The 20,432-nt window shown below is 31.6% G+C and carries 26 protein-coding genes; 19 read left to right on the plus strand and 7 right to left on the minus strand.

The annotated features are described in order from the left end of the window. Positions 1–61: 61 nt before the first annotated feature. From mnmG to JK636_RS22015, 7 genes are all read left to right on the plus strand, one after another. Positions 62–1,963 carry a tRNA uridine-5-carboxymethylaminomethyl(34) synthesis enzyme MnmG gene (gene mnmG, locus JK636_RS21985; RefSeq protein ID WP_202751144.1) on the plus strand — a complete coding sequence of 634 codons (1,902 nt, stop codon included), beginning with the start codon at positions 62–64 and terminating at the stop codon, positions 1,961–1,963. Next, positions 1,963–2,682 (plus strand): 16S rRNA (guanine(527)-N(7))-methyltransferase RsmG, encoded by a 720-nt coding sequence (gene rsmG / locus JK636_RS21990; protein ID WP_202751145.1) that lies wholly within the window; start codon positions 1,963–1,965, stop codon positions 2,680–2,682. The genes mnmG and rsmG overlap by 1 nt, the downstream gene beginning before the upstream one ends. 108 nt (positions 2,683–2,790) lie before the next feature. Next, positions 2,791–3,570: a nucleoid occlusion protein gene (noc, locus tag JK636_RS21995; RefSeq protein ID WP_202751146.1), complete on the plus strand. Its 780-nt coding sequence runs from the start codon at positions 2,791–2,793 to the stop codon at positions 3,568–3,570. A gap of 138 nt (positions 3,571–3,708) precedes the next feature. Next, the gene (locus tag JK636_RS22000) at positions 3,709–4,476 is read left to right on the plus strand and encodes a ParA family protein (protein ID WP_202751147.1); all 768 of its coding nucleotides are present in this window, start codon (positions 3,709–3,711) and stop codon (positions 4,474–4,476) included. Between the two features lie 6 nt (positions 4,477–4,482). Beyond that, the gene (locus JK636_RS22005; RefSeq protein WP_202751148.1) at positions 4,483–5,325 is read left to right on the plus strand and encodes a ParB/RepB/Spo0J family partition protein; all 843 of its coding nucleotides are present in this window, start codon (positions 4,483–4,485) and stop codon (positions 5,323–5,325) included. Between the two features lie 210 nt (positions 5,326–5,535). Continuing rightward, entirely contained in the window at positions 5,536–6,036 is a 501-nt protein-coding gene (locus JK636_RS22010; RefSeq protein ID WP_202751149.1) for a DUF4446 family protein, read from the plus strand. Positions 6,037–6,099: 63 nt separating this feature from the next. After that, positions 6,100–6,351: a YkuS family protein gene (locus JK636_RS22015; RefSeq protein ID WP_202751150.1), complete on the plus strand. Its 252-nt coding sequence runs from the start codon at positions 6,100–6,102 to the stop codon at positions 6,349–6,351. Positions 6,352–6,354: 3 nt separating this feature from the next. Here the strand turns inward: JK636_RS22015 and yyaC are convergent, their stop codons facing one another. The 4 genes from yyaC to JK636_RS22035 all read right to left on the minus strand — a co-directional run bounded on the left by yyaC (position 6,355) and on the right by JK636_RS22035 (position 10,087). Next, on the minus strand, positions 6,355–6,957 hold the full coding sequence (yyaC, locus tag JK636_RS22020) for a spore protease YyaC (protein WP_202751151.1): 603 nt from the start codon (positions 6,955–6,957) through the stop codon (positions 6,355–6,357). 188 nt (positions 6,958–7,145) lie between these two features. Beyond that, positions 7,146–8,198 carry a sporulation integral membrane protein YtvI gene (gene ytvI / locus JK636_RS22025; RefSeq protein WP_202751152.1) on the minus strand — a complete coding sequence of 351 codons (1,053 nt, stop codon included), beginning with the start codon at positions 8,196–8,198 and terminating at the stop codon, positions 7,146–7,148. A 5-nt stretch (positions 8,199–8,203) separates the two neighbouring features. Further along, positions 8,204–9,358: an aminotransferase class V-fold PLP-dependent enzyme gene (locus JK636_RS22030; protein WP_202751153.1), complete on the minus strand. Its 1,155-nt coding sequence runs from the start codon at positions 9,356–9,358 to the stop codon at positions 8,204–8,206. 39 nt (positions 9,359–9,397) lie between these two features. After that, positions 9,398–10,087, minus strand: a complete 690-nt coding sequence (locus JK636_RS22035; protein WP_202751154.1) for a LysE family translocator — start codon at positions 10,085–10,087, stop codon at positions 9,398–9,400. Positions 10,088–10,204: 117 nt separating this feature from the next. Between JK636_RS22035 and yedF the strand changes: the two genes are divergently transcribed. The 10 genes from yedF (at position 10,205) to JK636_RS22085 (ending at position 16,847) form a co-directional block, all read left to right on the plus strand. Then, positions 10,205–10,783, plus strand: coding sequence for a sulfurtransferase-like selenium metabolism protein YedF (gene yedF / locus JK636_RS22040; protein WP_202751155.1), 579 nt, complete (start codon positions 10,205–10,207; stop codon positions 10,781–10,783). Positions 10,784–10,801: 18 nt separating this feature from the next. Next, on the plus strand, positions 10,802–11,062 hold the full coding sequence (locus JK636_RS22045; protein ID WP_202751156.1) for a putative Se/S carrier protein: 261 nt from the start codon (positions 10,802–10,804) through the stop codon (positions 11,060–11,062). 35 nt (positions 11,063–11,097) lie between these two features. Further along, complete coding sequence (locus JK636_RS22050) at positions 11,098–11,994, plus strand: mechanosensitive ion channel family protein (protein WP_207751802.1); 897 nt, start codon at positions 11,098–11,100, stop codon at positions 11,992–11,994. Beyond that, a complete protein-coding gene (locus JK636_RS22055; protein ID WP_202751157.1) occupies positions 11,987–12,193 on the plus strand; it encodes a DUF951 domain-containing protein in 207 nt (68 codons plus the stop codon). Before JK636_RS22050 ends, JK636_RS22055 begins: the two co-directional genes overlap by 8 nt. Positions 12,194–12,282: 89 nt before the next feature. Then, complete coding sequence (rpsF, locus tag JK636_RS22060; RefSeq protein ID WP_202751158.1) at positions 12,283–12,570, plus strand: 30S ribosomal protein S6; 288 nt, start codon at positions 12,283–12,285, stop codon at positions 12,568–12,570. Positions 12,571–12,582: 12 nt separating this feature from the next. Then, complete coding sequence (locus JK636_RS22065) at positions 12,583–13,050, plus strand: single-stranded DNA-binding protein (protein WP_202751159.1); 468 nt, start codon at positions 12,583–12,585, stop codon at positions 13,048–13,050. A gap of 26 nt (positions 13,051–13,076) precedes the next feature. Then, positions 13,077–13,349: a 30S ribosomal protein S18 gene (rpsR, locus tag JK636_RS22070; RefSeq protein ID WP_202751160.1), complete on the plus strand. Its 273-nt coding sequence runs from the start codon at positions 13,077–13,079 to the stop codon at positions 13,347–13,349. Positions 13,350–13,755: 406 nt separating this feature from the next. Continuing rightward, the gene (locus JK636_RS22075; protein ID WP_202751161.1) at positions 13,756–14,541 is read left to right on the plus strand and encodes a CsxC family protein; all 786 of its coding nucleotides are present in this window, start codon (positions 13,756–13,758) and stop codon (positions 14,539–14,541) included. Positions 14,542–14,793: 252 nt separating this feature from the next. Further along, positions 14,794–15,519 carry a CsxC family protein gene (locus JK636_RS22080; RefSeq protein WP_202751162.1) on the plus strand — a complete coding sequence of 242 codons (726 nt, stop codon included), beginning with the start codon at positions 14,794–14,796 and terminating at the stop codon, positions 15,517–15,519. A 230-nt stretch (positions 15,520–15,749) separates the two neighbouring features. Then, positions 15,750–16,847, plus strand: coding sequence for a CsxC family protein (locus JK636_RS22085; RefSeq protein WP_202751163.1), 1,098 nt, complete (start codon positions 15,750–15,752; stop codon positions 16,845–16,847). Positions 16,848–16,888: 41 nt separating this feature from the next. Here JK636_RS22085 and JK636_RS22090 read toward each other — a convergent pair whose 3' ends face one another. Then, positions 16,889–17,335: a hypothetical protein gene (locus JK636_RS22090; RefSeq protein ID WP_202751164.1), complete on the minus strand. Its 447-nt coding sequence runs from the start codon at positions 17,333–17,335 to the stop codon at positions 16,889–16,891. 153 nt (positions 17,336–17,488) lie between these two features. Beyond that, the gene (locus tag JK636_RS22095; RefSeq protein ID WP_202751165.1) at positions 17,489–17,962 is read right to left on the minus strand and encodes a hypothetical protein; all 474 of its coding nucleotides are present in this window, start codon (positions 17,960–17,962) and stop codon (positions 17,489–17,491) included. Positions 17,963–18,186: 224 nt separating this feature from the next. Between JK636_RS22095 and JK636_RS22100 the strand changes: the two genes are divergently transcribed. Then, positions 18,187–18,384, plus strand: coding sequence for a hypothetical protein (locus JK636_RS22100; RefSeq protein WP_202751166.1), 198 nt, complete (start codon positions 18,187–18,189; stop codon positions 18,382–18,384). A 358-nt stretch (positions 18,385–18,742) separates the two neighbouring features. Here JK636_RS22100 and JK636_RS22105 read toward each other — a convergent pair whose 3' ends face one another. Then, complete coding sequence (locus JK636_RS22105; RefSeq protein WP_243428291.1) at positions 18,743–19,459, minus strand: clostripain-related cysteine peptidase; 717 nt, start codon at positions 19,457–19,459, stop codon at positions 18,743–18,745. A 254-nt stretch (positions 19,460–19,713) separates the two neighbouring features. Between JK636_RS22105 and sfsA the strand changes: the two genes are divergently transcribed. Beyond that, positions 19,714–20,406 (plus strand): DNA/RNA nuclease SfsA, encoded by a 693-nt coding sequence (sfsA, locus tag JK636_RS22110; protein ID WP_202751167.1) that lies wholly within the window; start codon positions 19,714–19,716, stop codon positions 20,404–20,406. Positions 20,407–20,432 lie beyond the last annotated feature (26 nt).

Genomic DNA, 20,432 nt, shown 5'->3' on the forward strand with positions numbered 1-20,432 from the left:
TAATCTGCGAGTGACAACGAGCGCTCTAGATTACCCAGTGTTTCGAGTGAAAGGAGAAATAATGAAATATATAGCAGAAGAATTTGATGTTATAGTTATAGGCGGCGGTCATGCTGGCTGTGAAGCAGGACTTGCGGCAGCTAGAATGGGATGTAAGACTTTAGTTCTAGCAATGAACTTAGACAGTGTAGCTTTAATGCCATGTAATCCTAATATTGGTGGAACTTCTAAGGGACACTTGGTTAGAGAAATTGATGCTTTAGGCGGTGAAATGGGTATAAATATTGACCATAGTTATCTCCAGTCTAGAATGTTAAATACCTCTAAGGGACCAGCTGTTCATTCCTTAAGAGTGCAGGCTGATAAAAGAAAATATCAGGCAAGAATGAAGCATGTATTAGAGATACAACCAAATTTGTATTTAAGACAGCTTGAGGCTATTGATATAGATGTAGAAGATGGAATTGTTAAGGGAGTACAAACTAAAAATGGGGCATATTTTCCTACAAAAACAATAATTTTAGCAACAGGAACTTATTTAAAAGGTAGAGTAATAATTGGGGATGTAAATTACAGTAGCGGACCAAATGGTCTTTTCCCCGCAAATGATTTATCAGAATCCTTAGTTCGCTTAGGTATAAGCTTAAGGAGATTTAAAACTGGTACTCCGGTCAGAGTTAATAGAAGATCTATAGACTTTTCAAAAATGATTGAGCAGCCAGGAGATGATAGGGTAGTTCCATTTTCATTTTTAAATGAAAATATTGAAAGAGAACAAATGTCATGCTATTTAACTTATACAAATGATGAAACTCATAATGTAATAAGAGAAAATATACACCGTTCTCCAATGTATAATGGCGAGATTGAGGGAGTTGGACCAAGATATTGTCCATCTATAGAAGATAAGGTTATGAGATTTCCTCAAAAAACTCAACACCAGGTATTTATTGAGCCAGAGGGTGAAGATACAGAAGAACTATATGTTCAGGGGATGTCTACATCATTACCTGAAGATGTACAGCTTAAAATGCTTAGAACAATAGTTGGACTTGAAAATGTAGAAATAATGAGAACAGGATATGCAATAGAATATGATTGTTTAGATCCTATGCAGCTTAAAACAACTCTTGAACTTAAAAATATAGAGGGATTATTCAGCTGTGGACAAATGAATGGAAGTTCAGGATATGAAGAAGCAGCTGCACAAGGTATTGTTGCGGGAATAAATGCAGCACTTAAGGTGAAAAATCAAGATCCTTTAATATTAAGCAGAAGTGATGCTTATATTGGCGTATTGATTGATGACTTAGTTACTAAGGGAACTGTAGAACCATATAGAATGATGACTTCACGCTCTGAATATAGACTTTTACTAAGACAGGATAATGCAGACCTAAGGCTTACAGAAATGGGCTATAGAGTTGGACTTGTAACTGAAAAAAGATATAAAAGTTACTTGGAAAGAAAAAAAGCCATAGAAGATGAGCTTGAAAGAATTAAAAACCTTCAAATAACTAATAAAAAGGAAATAAATGAATTCTTACTCTCAATTAATTCTGCAGAACTTAAAAAACCTGTAAGCTTATATGAATTAATTAAGAGACCGGAATTAGATTACTTTTTAGTGGAACCTTTAGATAATGAAAGACCTTATTTAAGAAGTGATATTCGTGAGCAGGTAAATATAATAGCTAAATATGAAGGGTATATTGAAAAACAGCTTGACCAGGTAGAACAGTTTAAGAAGTTTGAAAAGAAACTTTTGCCAGGTGATATTAATTATGATAATGTTTATGGTTTAAGGACTGAAGCTAGGCAAAAGCTAAAGCAAATACTACCTATTAGTATAGGGCAAGCATCTAGAATTTCTGGTGTATCTCCAGCAGATATTTCTGTGTTACTTATATATCTTGAGCAAGGATATGCAAAGCAAAATGTGAAGGATGGAGAAGTGAAATAATGAAGTTCTTTGAATTATTAAATAAGGCTTGTGCAAATGAAGGTCTTGAATTTGATGAAGATAAGTATAATAAGTTAATGCAGTATAAGGATCTTGTAATTGAGTGGAATGAAAAGATAAATCTTACTGCCATAACTGAAGAAGAAGAATTTATAAAAAAGCATTTTATAGATTCAATTAAGGTATTTAGATCTTCAGAACTTAAAAATTCTAAAAAAATTATTGATATAGGCACTGGTGCAGGATTCCCAGGAATACCTATAAAAATAATAAATCCTGATATTGAAGTTGTTTTATTAGATTCATTAAATAAAAGGGTTAACTTTTTAAATGAGGTAATAAACAAGCTGCAATTAAAGGGTGTCACTGCTATACATGGAAGAGCAGAAGATTTTGCACGGGAGAAAAAATATAGAGAAGCTTTTGATACAGCAGTTTCAAGAGCGGTTGCTAATATGGCTGTATTAAGTGAATTATGTATACCTTATGTAAAAGTAAACGGTCATTTTATAGCATTGAAAGGTCCTGCGGTTGATGAAGAAATAAAAGAAGGTCTAAAAGCTGTTACAACGTTGGGTGGTGTAGTTGAAAAGGTTATTGAAGTTGAGGTTGAAAATACTGACTTAAATCATAACTTAGTAGTAGTAAAAAAGGTAAAAGAAACACCTAAGGTTTATCCTCGAAAAGCTGGAACAGCTTCAAAAAAGCCTATAAAATAAATTTAGTGTAGTAATTTGTCATACGAAATTTAGACAATAAAAGAAGGATTTTAAAGAATAATACAGAATTTGTTAATATAAGGAAAACTTAAGAGGGATGAGGGTACTATGGAAAAGAATATTTGTTATATATCTCCGGACTTAATTTCACCAAATATTTATCAACCAAGAAAACACTTTAATGAGGAAACAATTGATGAATTAGCTCAATCAATTAAAGTTTATGGTATCATACAACCACTTTCGGTTAGAAAATTAAGCACTGACAGATATGAGTTGGTTGCAGGAGAGAGAAGACTAAGAGCTGCAAAAAAATTGGGGCTTTCTGAAGTACCCGCTATTTTGATTGATATTACAGATAAAGATTCAGCAGCAATAGCTCTTCTTGAAAATTTACAAAGAGAAGACTTGAATTTTATTGAAGAGGCGGAAGCTTATTATAATTTAATAAAAGATCATTCATATACACAGGAGCAATTAGCAGAAGTTATTGGCAAAAAGCAATCAACTATAGCTAATAAGATTAGATTATTAAAATTAGATAGTGAGATTAGAAATACATTATTAGAAAATAAACTTACTGAACGTCATGCTCGAGCTTTATTAAAGCTTCCAACTCCAGAACTTCAAAAGAAAATCTTAAGTATAGTAATAAGTAAAGGTTTGAATGTAAAAAAGACTGAAGAGATTATTGAAAAGGAGTTATTAAGAATAACTCATCAAGAAGTTGCTGCAGATGGGAAAAAAAGAATTAAAGGTGTATTTTCACCTAAGGTATATATAAATACTGTAAGACAGGTTTTTGATAAATATGGAATTGAGGCGCAATATGCCTCTAAGGATTTAGAGGATTGTATTGAAATAACTGTTAAAATTCCTAAAAAGTAAAATGTTTCACGTGAAACACTTCAAGTTTTTAATACTTGAGGTGTTTTTTTTATATAAACTCTTTTATATTTCTAATTTAAATTATATAATGTTATTGTGACTTTTAAAGTTTAATCAAAAGAATATGGAGGGGTGAGTTTGAAGACAATTTGTGTTTTTAATCAAAAAGGTGGAGTTGGCAAGACTACTACAAATATAAACTTATGTGCTTATCTTGCAATGGAAGGTTATAAGATTTTAGCTATAGATATGGATCCACAGGGGAATACAACTAGCGGGTTAGGATTTGATAAAAGAAAGATTGAGATGTCAATTTATGATGTGTTGACTTCAGATGTTTCTTTAAAGGATGTAATAAAAGAATGTCAGGTTGTTAATAACTTCTATATTGCTCCTTCGACAATGGAACTGGCTGGAGCTGAAGTAGAATTAATCAGTAAGGATAAAAGGGAAACAATCTTAAAAGATAAATTAAATGAAATAAAAGATGATTATGATTTTGTCTTTATAGATTGTCCGCCATCGTTGGGTTTTCTAACAATAAATGCTCTTTGTGCCTCTGACTCAGTGTTCATTCCTATTCAATGTGAATTTTATGCTCTTGAAGGTGTAGGACAGCTTATCAATACAGTTCAGTTAGTTAAAAAGTCTTTAAATAAGAATCTTGATATTGAAGGCGTTATACTAACAATGTATGATGGAAGAACCAACTTATCTAATGAAGTTGTATCAGAAGTAAAAAAATACTTTAAGGATAAAGTTTATGAAACAACAATACCTAGAAATATTAGGTTAGCTGAATGTCCAAGCTTTGGATTACCAATTATGCTTTATGACGATAAATGTAAGGGCGCAGAATCCTATGAAAGTTTAGCAAAAGAATTTTTAAAACATCAAAAGGAGTGATAAAACTTGAATAAGAAGTTTGGATTAGGCAAGGGTTTAGGTGCATTAATTCCTGAAGAAGAAATAACTTCAGAGAATAATGAAATTTTAAAAGTTTCTATGAATTTAATTAAAGCCAATGAAAATCAGCCAAGAAAGACTTTTGATGAAGAAAAAATTGAAAATTTATCTGAGTCAATAAAGGAACACGGAGTAGTTCAGCCAATAGTATTAAGAAAAGAAAATGATACATTTGTTATTGTAGCTGGAGAAAGAAGATGGAGAGCATCAAAACTTGCTGGTCTAAAGGAAATACCTGCAGTTGTCATGGATCTTACAGATAAACAGGTATTAGAAATATCTTTGATAGAGAATATTCAAAGAGAAGATTTAAATCCTATTGAAGAAGCGGCTGCTTATAAAAAATTAATAAATGAATTTGAGTTTACGCAGGAAGAACTAAGTAAGAGAATAGGTAAATCTAGAACAGCGGTTACTAATTGCCTAAGACTTCTTAACCTTGATTCTAGAGTTCAGGAATATTTGATAGATGAAGTAATAAGTGAAGGCCACGGTAGGGCACTTCTTGCTATTGATGACAAGGATGTTCAATATAGAATAGCTCAAACTATAATTGATGAAAGTTTAAATGTAAGAGATACAGAAAAATTAATTAGAAATCTAGGTAAAGTAAAGGCTGATAAAAAAGAAAACGAACTTAATATTTATTATAATGATATAAAAGATAAATTAGAAGGGTATTTTGGAACAAAAGTATCATTAGTAAGCAAAAAAAATAAAGGTAAGATTGAAATTGAATATTATTCAGAGGAAGATTTGCAAAGAATATTGGACATACTGAGTGTATAAAAATGTTTCACGTGAAACATTAAAGCTGAAAGGAGGTTGAAGTCCTAAATGGACTTCAACGGGTGACTTATGAGCGAAGCGAATGTCTTAAGTTACCCAGTGTTTCGAATGAAAGGAGGCTAAAGTCCTAAATGGACTTTAGCGGGTAATCTACGAGCGGAGCGAGTGTCTTAGATTCCCAGTGTTTCGAATGAAAGGAGAAAAACAATTATGGATAATTTAATTAACTTACTAAAAGAATTTCAACCATACATTATATTAGGAATATCTCTAATAGTAATTATTTTAATCATTATTATTATTATATTATTAAAATCTATGAGTAATTTAGAAAAAAGGTATAGAAAGTTTATGAGAGGTGTTAATAATAAAAACCTTGAAGAACTTATAGTAGGTTATTTAGACAAAATAGATAAGGTTAAACAAGATTCGGAAAATATAGCAGCTGCTTATAATGAGTTAGATAACAGAATTAAAGGATGTATTCAGAAGACTTCTATGGTTAGATTTAGAGCTTTTGATGATGTAGGTAGCGATTTAAGCTTTTCAATTGCTTTATTAGATGATAATAATAATGGAGTAATTATAACAGGAATATATGGAAGAAATGAAAGTACAACTTATGCTAAACCAATAGATAAAGGAATCTCAAGGTATGATTTATCTGAAGAAGAGCAGCAGGTATTAGATGATGCAATAAACAAAGGTTAAAAAGCTAATAATTGTATAAAAGACCTCCTTTTTGGGAATATTACCCTAAAAGGAGGTCTTTTTATGACAATATGTATTAGTGAGGAATTAGATAATATAAAAGAAGAATTAATAAATAGAGGATACAATGTTGTAAATGATGCCAATATATCTTGTGATGTTATCATATGTAACCTTAAAAACGGAGGTCTTGTTAATTTAAATGTACAAGGAAATATTAAAAGAGAAGGCACTTTAGTGATTGATTCAGGTAGCAAAAACATTGATGAAATAGAGTATATATTAAACAATAGAGTATATAGTTCTTTGTTTTGATAGTTATATTTGTGCTTCAATAGTTTGAAGTACTCCATTTTTACCTTCAAGCTTTCTTCCGCCTACTGATTTTAATACAAAGTGATATATACCTTTTGATATAACATCTGCAAGAGTCATAACTGTATAAAGTCGCGTATTTTGAAGTACCATAAATTCTAAAGTTCCAGAAATATTAACAATACCTGTTATACTTAAGTTTCCAACTGCAGGCAAATCTTTATTCATAGCAGCTCCGGGGGTTAATGGTTTTCTTTCAACAAAAATCTTTCCTATATTTTGAATACTTCCTAGACAAGCATCAATAGCAACAATAAATGGATTTGTATAAGTTAAATTAATTTCATTTATTGTTTCGGTTAAATTTTTAGCATGAACGGGATATTCAAGATTTCCATAGAGGTATATGCGATCTCTTACCAGAAATTTTAGTTTATCTCCTATAAGGGGGCCTAAGCTGTCGCCTGTAGATCTATCCGTTCCAATGCATAAGAACACTATTGGTCTCTCATCTTTCATTACAGGATAAAGTTCAGTGCAAAGAATATCCCGTAACTGTATAATCGAATTATTTTCTCTTGAATCTATAATAAATTTTTGTTCCATAATTAAAACCTCCTATATGGAATTTTATCCAACAAGGAGGTCTAATATACATATTTTGTAAAACAATTATAAATTTGTTTACCTATATAATGCAATAAAGTTCTTATATAATGATGCCACAAGGTATCCAGTTTTTAAGAATTTAGAGATATCATTAATATATTAGAACCTTTGTATTGCATATAATATTAAATTACATTTACTTTTTTTAATATATTATAGAAAACTACTAAGAACATGCAGAAAAACATTCCTGCTATTCCACTGGCCTTTAAGCCTATAAATATTGCAGCAAGAACAGCCACAGGATGCAAGCCTAGTGATGAAGATACTATTCTAGGCTCAATAATTTGTCTTATTAAAGAGACAACTCCATATAAAATTAAAACACCCAATGCTGTAACCTTACTTCCAGAAATAAAATAGATTATTGCTACTGGAAGATAGATAGTACCTATGCCAAGTATGGGCAATAAGTCAAAAATAGCTGAAATGACACTTAAGATTAATGCATATTTTACTCTAAATATTGAAAAACCAATTAGTGTCTCTAAAAATGTGATGAATATTATTATAGTATAAGATAAAGCATAGCCACCTAACATTTTCTTTGACTCATTAATAATATAAGATAATTTTAGAGTACTTCCTGATGGAATTATGTCTCTAATTTTATTTTTTGCTGAGGTCATGTCCTTTGTGAAAAAATAGGTAGCTAATAGTGTAAACAGAACTACCATTATTATATAAGGAACCGATGCAAGAAAACTAAGAAGTCCTGATGCAACTCCTCCAACAAAAGAAGCTGTTAAGCTAGAAATTTTATTCATAGAACTAGATAAGTTATCCTGTATTGTCTTTACTATAGATGGATCTAAGTTTTTATAGTAATTCTTAAAAATATCAACATATTTATTGATTAAATCAGTATTATTAGCTATATAGTTTTGTGTGTTTTTACCAAGTTGTATAGCTTCAGTGGTAAGTGATACTATTCCCCAACTAAGAAGAGAAATTATTATGGTGAAGAAAATAATTGTTGTTAATATTGAAGCAAGAGAATTCTTCATTTTGAATTTTTTTACCAAATACCTAGTTGGTTTCTGAAGAATTAAAGCAAATACAATTGCAAGTACAAAAGGCAAGGTATAAGATAAAGTTTTGAAAAATACCAAAAATAGAATAGTGTAGATAATAAAAAATACAACTAGCTTATCTACTTTTTCTAAAAGTTTATCCAAGCAAGTCACTTCCTTTCTAAAATTTTATTTAAGCTTGATAAAGCATAATTTACATCTTTTATATCGTTAAATGGCCCGAAGCTAAATCTTAAGGTGCCTAAAGGGAAAGTACCAATAGTTTTATGCGTTAAAGGGGCACAGTGAAGTCCAGTTCTAGTCATAATACCATATTCACTATCTAATATATATCCAAGCTCGGCATTATTAATATCAGTTGAATTAATTGATATAGTTGATGTCATAAGTTTAGGATTTTTTACACCGTACACGGTAATATTATTTATATTTAATAACCCATCAATAAACTTTTCTGTAAGATACTCTTCTCTTTCTCTAATAGTTTGAAGACCCTCCTTGTTTAAGTATTCAATTCCTGACAAAAGCCCGGCAATACCTGGAGTATTTAAAGTCCCGCTTTCAAATTTATCAGGTAGAAAGTCAGGTTGAATAATACTTTCAGAAAGGCTTCCAGTGCCGCCTTCAATAAATGCTGAAGCTTCTCTGTTTAGCTCGTCACTTATTAAAAATCCGCCAATCCCCTGAGGGGCTAAAAGACCTTTATGTCCGGTAAAGGCTAAGGCACTTAAATTTAATTTATAAAAGTCAAGCGGAAGGACTCCAGCTGTTTGAGCACTGTCTATGATAAAGTAAATGTTATGCTCCTTGCAGATCTGTCCAATTTCTTCTATAGGCTGAATACTGCCAACTACATTTGAAGCATGAGACATAATAACAAGCTTAGTATTAGGTTTAATTCTGCTTTTAAATAGGTCTATATCAATAATTCCTTCTTCTGAGCAAGGAACTATATCAAGCTCTATATCTTTATCAGCCTGAAGGCTTGTAAGCGGTCTTAAAACTGAATTGTGCTCCATTGAGGTAGTAATAATATGCCAGCCATCTTTTACAATGCTTTTTAAAAGTATATTTAAAGAAGCTGTAATATTTGAAGTGAAAATTACATTTTCAGTCTTGTCAAAGTTGAAAAGTTTCATTAAAGCTTCACGACAGCCATAAACTATTCTGCTTCCTTCAAGAGAAGAGGTATGACCGCCTCTGCCAGGGTTTGCTCCTATATTCATCATATAGTTTAAAACAGAATCATAAACTGAAGAAGGTTTAGGGAAGGTTGTTGCAGCGTTATCTAGATATATTTTCATATATAAAATATTCTCCTTTTGTTATTCTTTAAGATTTTATTAAAAAGCAATCTTTAAAAAACCTAGATGTCTGAATACATGAAAAAGATTTAAAAAACCAAACATAATAAAGCCTAAGCCTGTAATAATGATTGAATAATTCAATAGCTTTGAGGTTGCATGAAAATGACTTGGCTTTAATACCTTAGTTCCTTTTAGTGCTAAATAATTTAAAAGTGAAAACCAGGCTATCATTCCAATAATAATTGAAAAAATAAATATGTAATAGGCAGTAAAACTGACATAATACCAAGCTCTTATTACAGTACCGCTTAAGGTTAACCAAAGAGATGGTGTCATAGGATTTGAAAAGGTTATTATAAAACCTGCTAAAAAAGGCATGGAACTTATTTTTGAACCTTTTAAAAGTTTTACATCACTAGAAGCTTCTCTATGACTCTTTATAGAAATATAGCCTATTATACTTAAGATTATACCAGAAATTATCCAAAAAAGAGACTCTGTTCTCTTATTAGAGGCTAAAAGACTGGATAAGCCAGCATTTATGATAAGTAAATAAGCAAAATCTGCACTAACAGCTCCTAAAGAAACTAATAAACCTTGTTTATAGCCCTGTGAAACAGTTCTTTTAACAGATTCAATACCTGAAGGGCCAAGTGGTATTGATGATAATAGCCCCGTGGTAAACCCCAAAAATAAAGCTTTAAAAATAACTATTAATTGACTCATATTCTTTCCTCATTTAAGTTTAATTTGTTATAATATAAATATAAAACATCTAATTAATAATTATAATCTAAATTTTAGCAATTGTATATCATTAACAAAGATAAGGGAGGAACAAAAATGAATATAATAGATTGCAAAGGACTAAAATGTCCACAGCCAGTAATTAATACAAAAAAATATTTTGATTCCATTGAAAATGGAGAAGCAGAAGTAGTAGTAGATAATGAGGTAGCTAAAAATAATATATCAAAGTTCTGCAATAGTAATGGATTTAAATTTAATGTAGAGGAAAAAGAAGGTTTATATCATATAAAAATAGCAAAAGAAAATGTAAGCTGTGAAGTTATGGATTTTGAGAAGAATTCTTTAGTTATATTAATAGGTACAGATAAGCTTGGAAATGGAGATGATACTTTAGGAGCAACACTTATGAAAAGCTATCTATATGCACTATCTGAAAGCGATAAACTTCCGACAGATTTACTTTTTTTAAACAGCGGAGTTAAACTAGTTGCAGAAGGTTCAGAGGTTTTAGACAGCCTAAACAAGCTTAAGGAAAGAGGAGTTAATATAGCAAGCTGTGGAGTTTGTCTTGATTTTTATAAGCTTAAAGAAAAGCTTTCAGTTGGAGAAATAACTAATATGTACACAATAATAGAAAAAATGAATACAGCAGATAATACAATAAAACTTTAATAAATGGTGGGAAAATAAATGGAAAAATACTATATACTAACTTTTGAAAATACACATAGTGCAATAAACGGAGAAACAACATTAAAAGAAAATAATATCAAAGCAATAGTAATGCCTACGCCTACCTTTGTAACTAAGAGCTGTGGAATAAGCTTAAGAGTGTCAGAAGAAGAAATAGAAAAAGTCAAAACTTTAATTGTTTGTGACAAAATTAAGATTAAGGTAAGTATAGTTAAAGAAGGAAACAGCTTTAGAGAAATAGATTTAATGAGGAATTAATAATTCTTCATTAGAAAAAAAGGGGAGGTTTTAGGTTGAATAATATCTTTGCTCTTGATGTAGATTTAACTAAAGGTGGAATTAATATAGGAAACATTCCAATAACTACAAATCAGCTTACAGACTTACTTTTTAAGGTAATTAGTATTGCTGCAATAGCTATATTTATGTATTTAACTATAAAAATAGGCAGCGCTATAATACATAAGTTTATGGAAAGGCAAAGAAAAAGTAATTTAAAATTTACTTTGAATGAAAAAAAGAGCATGACTCTTGAAGCTATATTAAAGAGTATACTTAGATATGGGGTATATTTCTTTGGTATAGTGGGTATACTTTCACAAGTCTTTGGGGCTATAAGCTTAACCTTCGCTGGAATAGGCGGTGTGGCTATAGCCTTTGGTGCACAAAGCATTGTTAAGGATATAATCAATGGCTTTTTTATATTGTTTGAAGATCAGTTTGCTGTTGGAGACTATATAAATATAGATGACAAAGGCGGTATAGTTGAAAGTATTGAGCTTAGAGTTACTAAGATAAGAGATTTCAATGGGGATCTTCATATAATTCCAAATGGGCTTATTAGTAAGATAACAAATCATTCTCGTGGAGATATAAGATTTGCTGTAGATGTAGATGTACCTTATGATGAAGATATAGATAGAATTATAGGTATAGTTTCGAACGTATGCAGTGAATTTAAGGATACAAATGAAAATGTTATAGAGCGTCCAAAGGTGTTAGGGGTCTCGGCTATAAGAGAAAGCAGCCAGACTATAAGGGTTATCGGCAGAGCAAAGCCGCTGACACAAGGAGAGTGCGAGATGAGTCTTAGGAGAGAAATCAAAAAGGCTCTCGATAAGGAAAAAGTAGAGGCTCCTTATCAAAAAAGAAAAATTCTAAGTGATGGGAAAGGTGATAAGAATGCCTAAGACTTTTTATCTTGGAGATATTGTTGAAATGAAAAAGCAGCATCCATGCGGCAGCAAGGAATGGGAAATTATAAGGCTTGGAGCAGATATAAAAATTAAGTGCTGCGGCTGTGGAAGACTTATAATGCTTGAAAGAAGCAAGTTTGAAAAAGACGTGAAAAAAATTATTAAGCAAAATATACCTGAAGAAAAGGCTTGATTTCAATTGCTTTTAGTATTATAATTATTATTTGTAGTCCCTGCCGTGAAAATCACGGCCGTTAGTCCAGAGGGAGGAGGTGAAATCTAATGAGAAAGTATGAAACTATATTCATATTACACCCATCATTAGACGAAGAAGCTGTTAAAGCTAACGTTGAAAAGTTTAAAGGTGTAATAGAAAATGGTGGAGGAGTAGTTGATAACGTAGATTTCTGGGGCAAGAGAAAGCTTGCTTACGAAATTTCTAAAGTTAATGAAGGATACTACACTCTAGTAAACTTTACTGCTAATACTGACTTACCTAAAGAGTTAGACAGAGTTTTCAGAATTTCTGACAGTGTTATCAGACATATCATAATCAAAGAAGAGCAATAGGCGGTGGTTTAAATGAATAAAGTAGTTTTAATTGGTAGACTTACTAAGGATCCAGAGCTTAAATTTACTCCAGGAACCGGAACTGCTGTTGCCACCTTTACTTTGGCTGTTGATAGGAGAGTTCCTAACAAAAGTGGTCAAAGAGAAGCTGATTTTGTGCCTATCGTTGTCTGGGGAAAGCAAGCTGAATCTACAGCTAATTACATGAGCAAAGGAAAGCTTATGGGAGTTAGCGGCAGAATACAGACTAGATCCTATGATGCTAAAGATGGTACAAAAAGATATGTTACAGAAATAGTTGCTGAGGAAGTTCAATTCCTTGAATGGGGTAACGGAAACAATGGAGCAAATCCAAATCCAAACCAAAACTTCAATAAATCAGCAAACCAAGGCAATTCTGATTATTCAGCGATGGATTTTCAAGGATCCATTTATGAGGATGAAATGACTCCAGTTGATGATGGAGACATCCCATTCTAATTTATAATAGGTAAGGAGGGAAAGACATGGCAAGAGAAAATTCTAGAGATAACAAAGATTTCGGTAAAAAAGGCGGATCTAGAATGAGAAGAGCAAGAAAAAAAGTTTGTGCTTTTTGTTCAGATAAAGCTACTCACATAGATTATAAAGATGTTAGCAAGTTAAGAAAGTATGTTACTGAAAGAGGAAAGATTCTTCCAAGAAGAATTTCCGGTAACTGCGCTAAGCATCAAAGAGCTCTTACAGAAGCTGTTAAGAGAGCTAGAAACATCGCTTTACTACCATTTACTACTGAATAGTAAGCAAAACAAGGCTGTTGGATTTTATCCAGCAGCCTTTTAGATTTTTTGTTGATATGAATACAATTTAGAACTTCATGAAATATCTCCCTAGGTCTTAAATAATTACTGTTTCATTATCAAGATAATTCTTATTATGTTGCTTTATGATTTTGCCTTTGAATGAGATAAACCTAATCCTGCTAGGAAGATATCTTGAAAAGAAGATATCGCGATAAGAAGATAAGAATTTAGCCCTAAGGTTTTTAGAAGGTAGCACTATTTAATCTTCTTCATACTATATCATTGGGAGGATAATTCTAGTTATTTATAATAATTTAAAATTATCTTGTACGAAGGTGGAAAAGATGTGTACTTAATCTATTAGAAATAATAGATAAAATTTTAAAAATAGGGAGGCTTTTTTATGGATTATAAGGAAATGAACAAAGGAAATAATGATTATAACAACTCTCAACCTACTGATAAACATGAAAGCAAATGTAAAGAATGTGAGGCGAAAGTTATAGAATCTAGTACATTAGGCGATTGTCCTAATACATGCCATCCTAAATTTCCGCACTATAAAGTTCCAGTTGTCATAGCAGAGTTTACAGTACAAATTGATAATGAATCTAAAATTAAATTATGTGAACAAGCGATTGAAATTAAGAGAATAAGAAAAAATGTATTTTTAACTCAATGCAGGCTTATTGGTAAGACTGGAAAGGTATTTATAAGCGGGTTTGTAAGAAAAAATATAGAGTATGCTACTATGGATTGTTACAACAACTCAGGAATATGCGGAGATATAAAGCACACAACAGTACATGTACCTTTCCAATGCGTAACTGAACTTAAAAATATGAGACCAGTAAATATTCAAGCCAATCCTGTAACTGAGGAAATTATATACTTTGATGAAAAGAGTATGGGAAGAAATATGAAGGAAACAGAGCTGCATAGTGAGGAATATTTCAATGAAAGAGTTTATTGTGAACTCGTTCATGCCAGCATACATGAAGCAGACATAGTTAAGGAATGTGAAAAAATAAATAGTATGCCCGTTGAGGTTATGTTCCAGGAATTCATTGAAAAAGAAGTTATTTGTCTCACAATAAAACTATTACAGAATCAGCAAATTTATGATTATCAGCCGACAAAGTATCCAGAATGTGATTGTAAGGACAAAGAATATTATTATAAAGAATAATAATGACAAAGACCAGGATTAGTTTTAATCCTGGTTTTTATAAATGAAGCACTTTTATTCTTAAAAATAAGAATTTGCATTATTTCAATAAACAAGGCTTATCCTTGGATTAATACTTAAAAATTCTATCTTTTGGTTATTAACAAAAGATACTAAGTTTTTGTAGCAGCTAGTATCATTGATTCATATTATAACAAGAGAACATAAATATTTTTAAGTAGACAAAAGTAATAAATAAGGAGGCCTTGATTCATGTATAATGGTGAATCCTATAATGAAGAAAGCAGTTTATACGAAACGAAATGCGAAGGAAAGATTGTTGAAGAGCAAATGATAGGCAGCTATCCTGAGGAGAAAATGCACCATATGGTTACTGTAAAAGTTCCGGTTGTAATTGGTGAGTTTACTGTACAAATTGATGTAGAATCAAAAATAAAGCTGCCTGAGAAAGCACTTGAAATAAAAAGAATTAAAAAGAATATTTATTTAACTCAGTGCAGACTTGTGGCTCATACAAATAAAGTATTTATAAAAGGTTTTGTAAGAAAGAATATTGAATTTGCAACTATCAGCTGTGTAACCCATGAGGCCATATGCGGAGATATAAAACATGCAACAGTTCATGTACCTTTTCATTGTGTCGCAGAAGTTAAGTGTCTAAGACCTGCAGAATTAAAGGCAAACCCACCTTCAAAAGAAATTATCTACTTTGATGAAAAAAATATGGGAGCAGATATAAAACAGCAGGATCTAATAAGCAAAGAAAGATTTAATGAAAGGGTATTTTGTGAATTGGAACATAGTTCGATATATGAGGCCGATATAGTTGAGGACTCAAAGCCAATAGAAGGTCATACAGCAGAGCATGAATTTCAAACCTTTATTGAAAAAGAAGTAATATATCTTACATTAAAACTTCTTCAAAATCAACAGGTTGGAGAAAGCTGCGAAGAACCTGAAGATGCTTGCCGCTGTTAAAAAGTAGTAGGGGCTTTTAATAGAGCCCTTACTTTTAGCAATTAATACGGGAGGTTAAAGGTCTAAATGACCTTTAACGGGGAGTTTACGAGTGGAAACCAGTGTGCTAAACTACCCTGTGCTTCCGATGAAAAGGAGGTAAAAGTCCTAAATGGACTTTTACGAGTAATTTTCGAGCGGAAGTGAGAGTTATAAATTACTCGGTGTTTCCGACTAAAAGGAGGAATATGTTGGGGCGATATTATGAAAAAAATCCAGGTTTTGATCCTAATATGCTCATAATTTTGCTGCTTATTTTAAGTGTCTATAGCCAAAGACCGATGTACTATTTTGATAATGAGCTGCTGAACATAAAACATAAAAAAGCGTCGAACGATGATGTTAATAAAGAAAATGACATAGGCTATACAGGCGGTGTACTTAGTGAAGAGAAAGATTTAGCAAATGAAGCAGACTCTAATATAGCAAATGATAATCTAAGTTATACAGGCGGGGTGCTTGGAGGAAATAATGAGTCACAAGATGAGTCAAATTTTGGTGTAGTTGATGATAGTGAAAGTTATACAGGAGGTACATCTAGTGAGGACAGGAATGCAACATATGAAGCATATTCAAGTATAAGTGGCGGAAGCGGTGAAATTAATAATAATTCATCTGCAGATTTGGATTTCAAAGATAATGCAGATTGCAGCGATATCATAAGTACGGAGGTTATACCAGAATATCCAAACAAACTTATAATACCTGACATAGATTGCAATGAAATAGTCGCTCAAGTACCTGTAGTGCTTTCTCAATTTGAAATAGAATTTTCATGCGAAACTACTATAAAGCTCGATTCTCCTGCTATAGATATTAAACGAACTAAGAAAAATATATTTTTGGACGAGTGCAGGCTTTTGCCTAAGGTAAATAAATTATTTTTGAGTGGAGTTGTCAGAAAAAACATTGAATATGGAGCGAAAGACAATATTAAGCATATAACTGTAGAAGTTCCATTTAAATGTACTACAGAAGTGGAATATTTCACTCTACCTGTTATAAGGCATACAGATGAAGAAATTGAAATAGAGACTTTAAGATTAGATGGGGCCGGAACGGATTTAGCTGAAAATACTCGTTTAAGCAGCGAGCAATTCAATGAAAAAATTTACTGCAAACTGGTCAGTGATGAAGTAAAGGAACTTGAAATAGCAGACGAGGATAAAGATGAAAATGAAAACCCAGAATGTGAAAGACTGTTTGAAACAATAACAGAGAAGATGGTCGTGAAGCTTAATTTAAAGCTTATACAGGAGCAGGAGATAAATATAAAAAGAAATATATAAATTATAAGGACGGCAGATAGCCGTCCTTAAAAAGTTCATTTTTAATCAGCATGGTCAACTTGAATTAGAACTATATCTTTTTCTCTAAGTTTGTGGAATCTGCCGTCAAGGGTAGCACATAAAAGTGTAAAACATCCGCTGCAAACTTCTACACCAGTTACAGTCCATTCATCTGTGGTCAATTCTTCAGCAACATCTATTTCTGCTGGGATATTAGCTTGGAATACGATGTCTTGGTCAAAAGTTCTACAATCAGCAAAGGTTATTCTCTTTGTGAGCATACCGCAAACTACAATTAGATTGCAGCATACAAGCTCTACTCTAAAGTTACTTAAAACTGGATCTAAAATTACAACAGAACGAATATTAGCTGGTGCTATACCTGGAACGAAACAAAGTTCATCTTCGATTACAGCTTCACCGCAAAATCTTTGGTTTTCAAGTTCGGAAACTGGGCATCCTACACATGGGGTTATTGTTACAGCCATTTTTTAATCCTCCATCTTTTTACAATTTCGATTCTCACTTAAACATCATTAGTTAATATAATTTAGATAGGAGTTTTGGTTTACCATTTGTCCTAGTAATAATATATGGATTTTATTAAAAGCCGTTACAGAAGTTTACAAGTTTTTTTATATTTAGTTTGATCTTACTGAGATTGCTATAATATCTTTTTCTATAAAAATTGTTTTAATAGAGCAATCCTCTTTTATTTTCTTTAGTTCCGAAAACTCACATATAATTTCATAGCCCGAGATTTCAAATAAACTATTAGGAGATGTGCAATCAAAATCGATAAAGCAGCTAAAAGGTATAGCTTTATGCTTTACATGTTCATGAACTTTGCAGTCAGAATCTATCGATTTAAACTTTATTGTTTTATGAAGTATACCGCCTATAATTACTTTGCAGCCGCAAACCTTATCAATTTTTGCTTCCACCCGTGAAAATACTTTTATATTACTGCAATGCTTTGGTTCAGGAAATAAGCAGGTTCTGAAATCAATTAAAACTTCACAGCATTTTATAAGTCTTAGCTTTGGTAAATTATTATTTAATGTGCAGGGAGTAATTACAAAAGGTTCGCCTGTATGTCTCTCAATGTCTTCCATTATATTACCTCCAATTTATCTAAGGGATTTTATAAGTACTTTGTTAATTTACTCAAGATGACTATCTACAAACAGTATATTCAGAATATAGGTATAAGGTAACAGTTTATTAGTTTTTACTTATGTTTTTATATGAAAAAATGGAACAAAAAATAAATTGAATCATAATATATTATTAAAAGTTGTAGTATATTTAAAAAAATATTTGTTAGGATGGATGATGTATGGGCGGAGTAAAGAATAGTTCCTACTGCACAGACGGCCGCAGTAATGAAAACAAATTTGTTATAATGGTCGATGATACAGAAGAGTGTAAGAAGCGAGAAAAGTGTGATGGGCCAATACCAGGTATTCCAATTCAACAGGTGTTTATTGATTTGTCAGATTGTAAAGAGAAGAAATGTAAGGAGAAAGAATGCTAGCAGCTAGAAGAAAATTAGACTTTAAAAATTAATGTATTGAGAATAAAGTATTCAGAGAGGCTTTGAATGCTTTGTTTTTTTATAAAGATTTGATTTTTAAAGTACTCACACTATAAAAGCATCAACATACAATAAAGTAGAAAAGGGATAGGTACAAGCTTTATCCTGATTCAAAAATTAGCTCTAATTAGAAGCAAAATATAAAAAATGTTTGTATGCTGTAGATAAGCATAGAGTTTAATGCATCATCTATTTTATTTATTAGTTCTGAATTAAAATTATCCTTCATTTTATTATTAACTGAAGATAGGGGATCAATGCCTTGTTCTGCCAGCTGACTAAACAGCTGCTTTATTTCTTATAGCCGCTTATTGTTAATTTCAAAAGCTTGAAAATCAAATTCTAAACTGTCAATCAACAGCTTTATAAATAGCCTTAGGTTTTTAACATTACTGTTTTTTTCAGTGCAGGAAATAAGTTTCTCATAATTCAAACCATCATAAGAAGCATAGTCCATATAAGTTATAACGGTTTTAGCTGTATTATATTTCTCCTGACCAAGCTCATAGATAACTTCTATAGAGTTCATATAGCACATATCCAATACTAAAATATCAATTTCATATCCTAAATTTTTTCTTACAGCGTTTATAGCTTCAATCATTTCTGGTATTCCCATAATATATGGCTTATTTTTGCTTAAGTCAGTAAAGCAGCCGATAAAGTCTCCACCATGGTCGGAAAGTACAACCATATAATGTTCAGATTTATAATTTTCAAAGCCCCATTTAATAAAGCTATATAAATTATTGGGATCAGCCATATTGGATTTACCCAAGTCTTCAACTAAAATCAGGTTACCTTTGTCAACATGGTAGCGTCTTACACCGCACCAGTCATCACTGTTCCTTGACTTATAATTATCTAACCTTCCAATTTCAAATACAACATTGACATCTTCGTTAGAAATTATTTTTTTACATGATAAAAGGGACTTGTACATAATACCTTCCATTTCATTATTGCCGTCTGCATAGATAAGTATTGTCCATTTTTTTTTGAGATTTTTATGCATATTACCAACATCCTTAATGAAGTTGTATTTTGTTCATGATAGTATATTCCTGAAGATTTAAAGTGTTACCTTGAAGAGGTAATAAAAAATTATGTGGACAATATTAATAATAAATGTGGATAACCTTAAAAAGTTAAATTCTAGTCTTTCCATAGGTTTATTAACGGTTTATAATAAAAAACAAGCATAAATTTGTGTAAATTGTGGACAAATATAGTGGATATGTGTATAACTTTTGATTTGGAGATGATAAATTGTTGATAACTAATAATATAAGACACGCTAAATTTATAAGAAGGCCTAATAGATTTCAGGGCTATGTAGAGCTTGATGGAGAAGAATTAATGGTTCATGTGCCTAATACAGGCAGAAATAAAGAAATATTAGTTCCTGGCTATACAGTAATTTTAAGAGAAGAAAATAATCCTCAGAGAAAAACAAAATATGATCTTATAGCAGGATATAAAGGTGAAAGGCTTATTAATATAGATTCTCAGATTCCTAATAAGGTTGTGGATGAAGCTTTAAAAAGTGGAAAGATAGATAAGCTTAGGAAATATAATAATATAACTAGGGAAAAAACTTTTGGTAATAGTAGATTTGACTTTAAGCTCAGTGATGACAAGGGCAGTGAATATTATCTTGAGATTAAGGGAGTAACTTATGAGGATAATGGAAAAACTGCATTTCCTGATGCTCCTACAGAAAGAGGGAGAAAGCATCTTTTAGAGCTTGTGGAGGTGCTTGAAACTGGCAGAGGAGCTGGGGTTTTATTTTTAATTCAAATGGAAAATGTAGACTATTTTACTCCTCATGATGAAATGGATAAACTTTTTGGTGAGGCTTTAAGGTATGCTTATCACAGCGGTGTGGATGTTTTTGCTTATGACTGCAGTTTAGGAGAGGACTTTATAACTCTAAATAAAGCTGTAGAAGTTAGGTTATAGATACATTATAATAGTAATGATATTCT

This window comes from Clostridium rhizosphaerae, from assembly GCF_016765585.1.
GTDB lineage: Bacteria > Bacillota > Clostridia > Clostridiales > Clostridiaceae > Clostridium_AT > Clostridium_AT rhizosphaerae.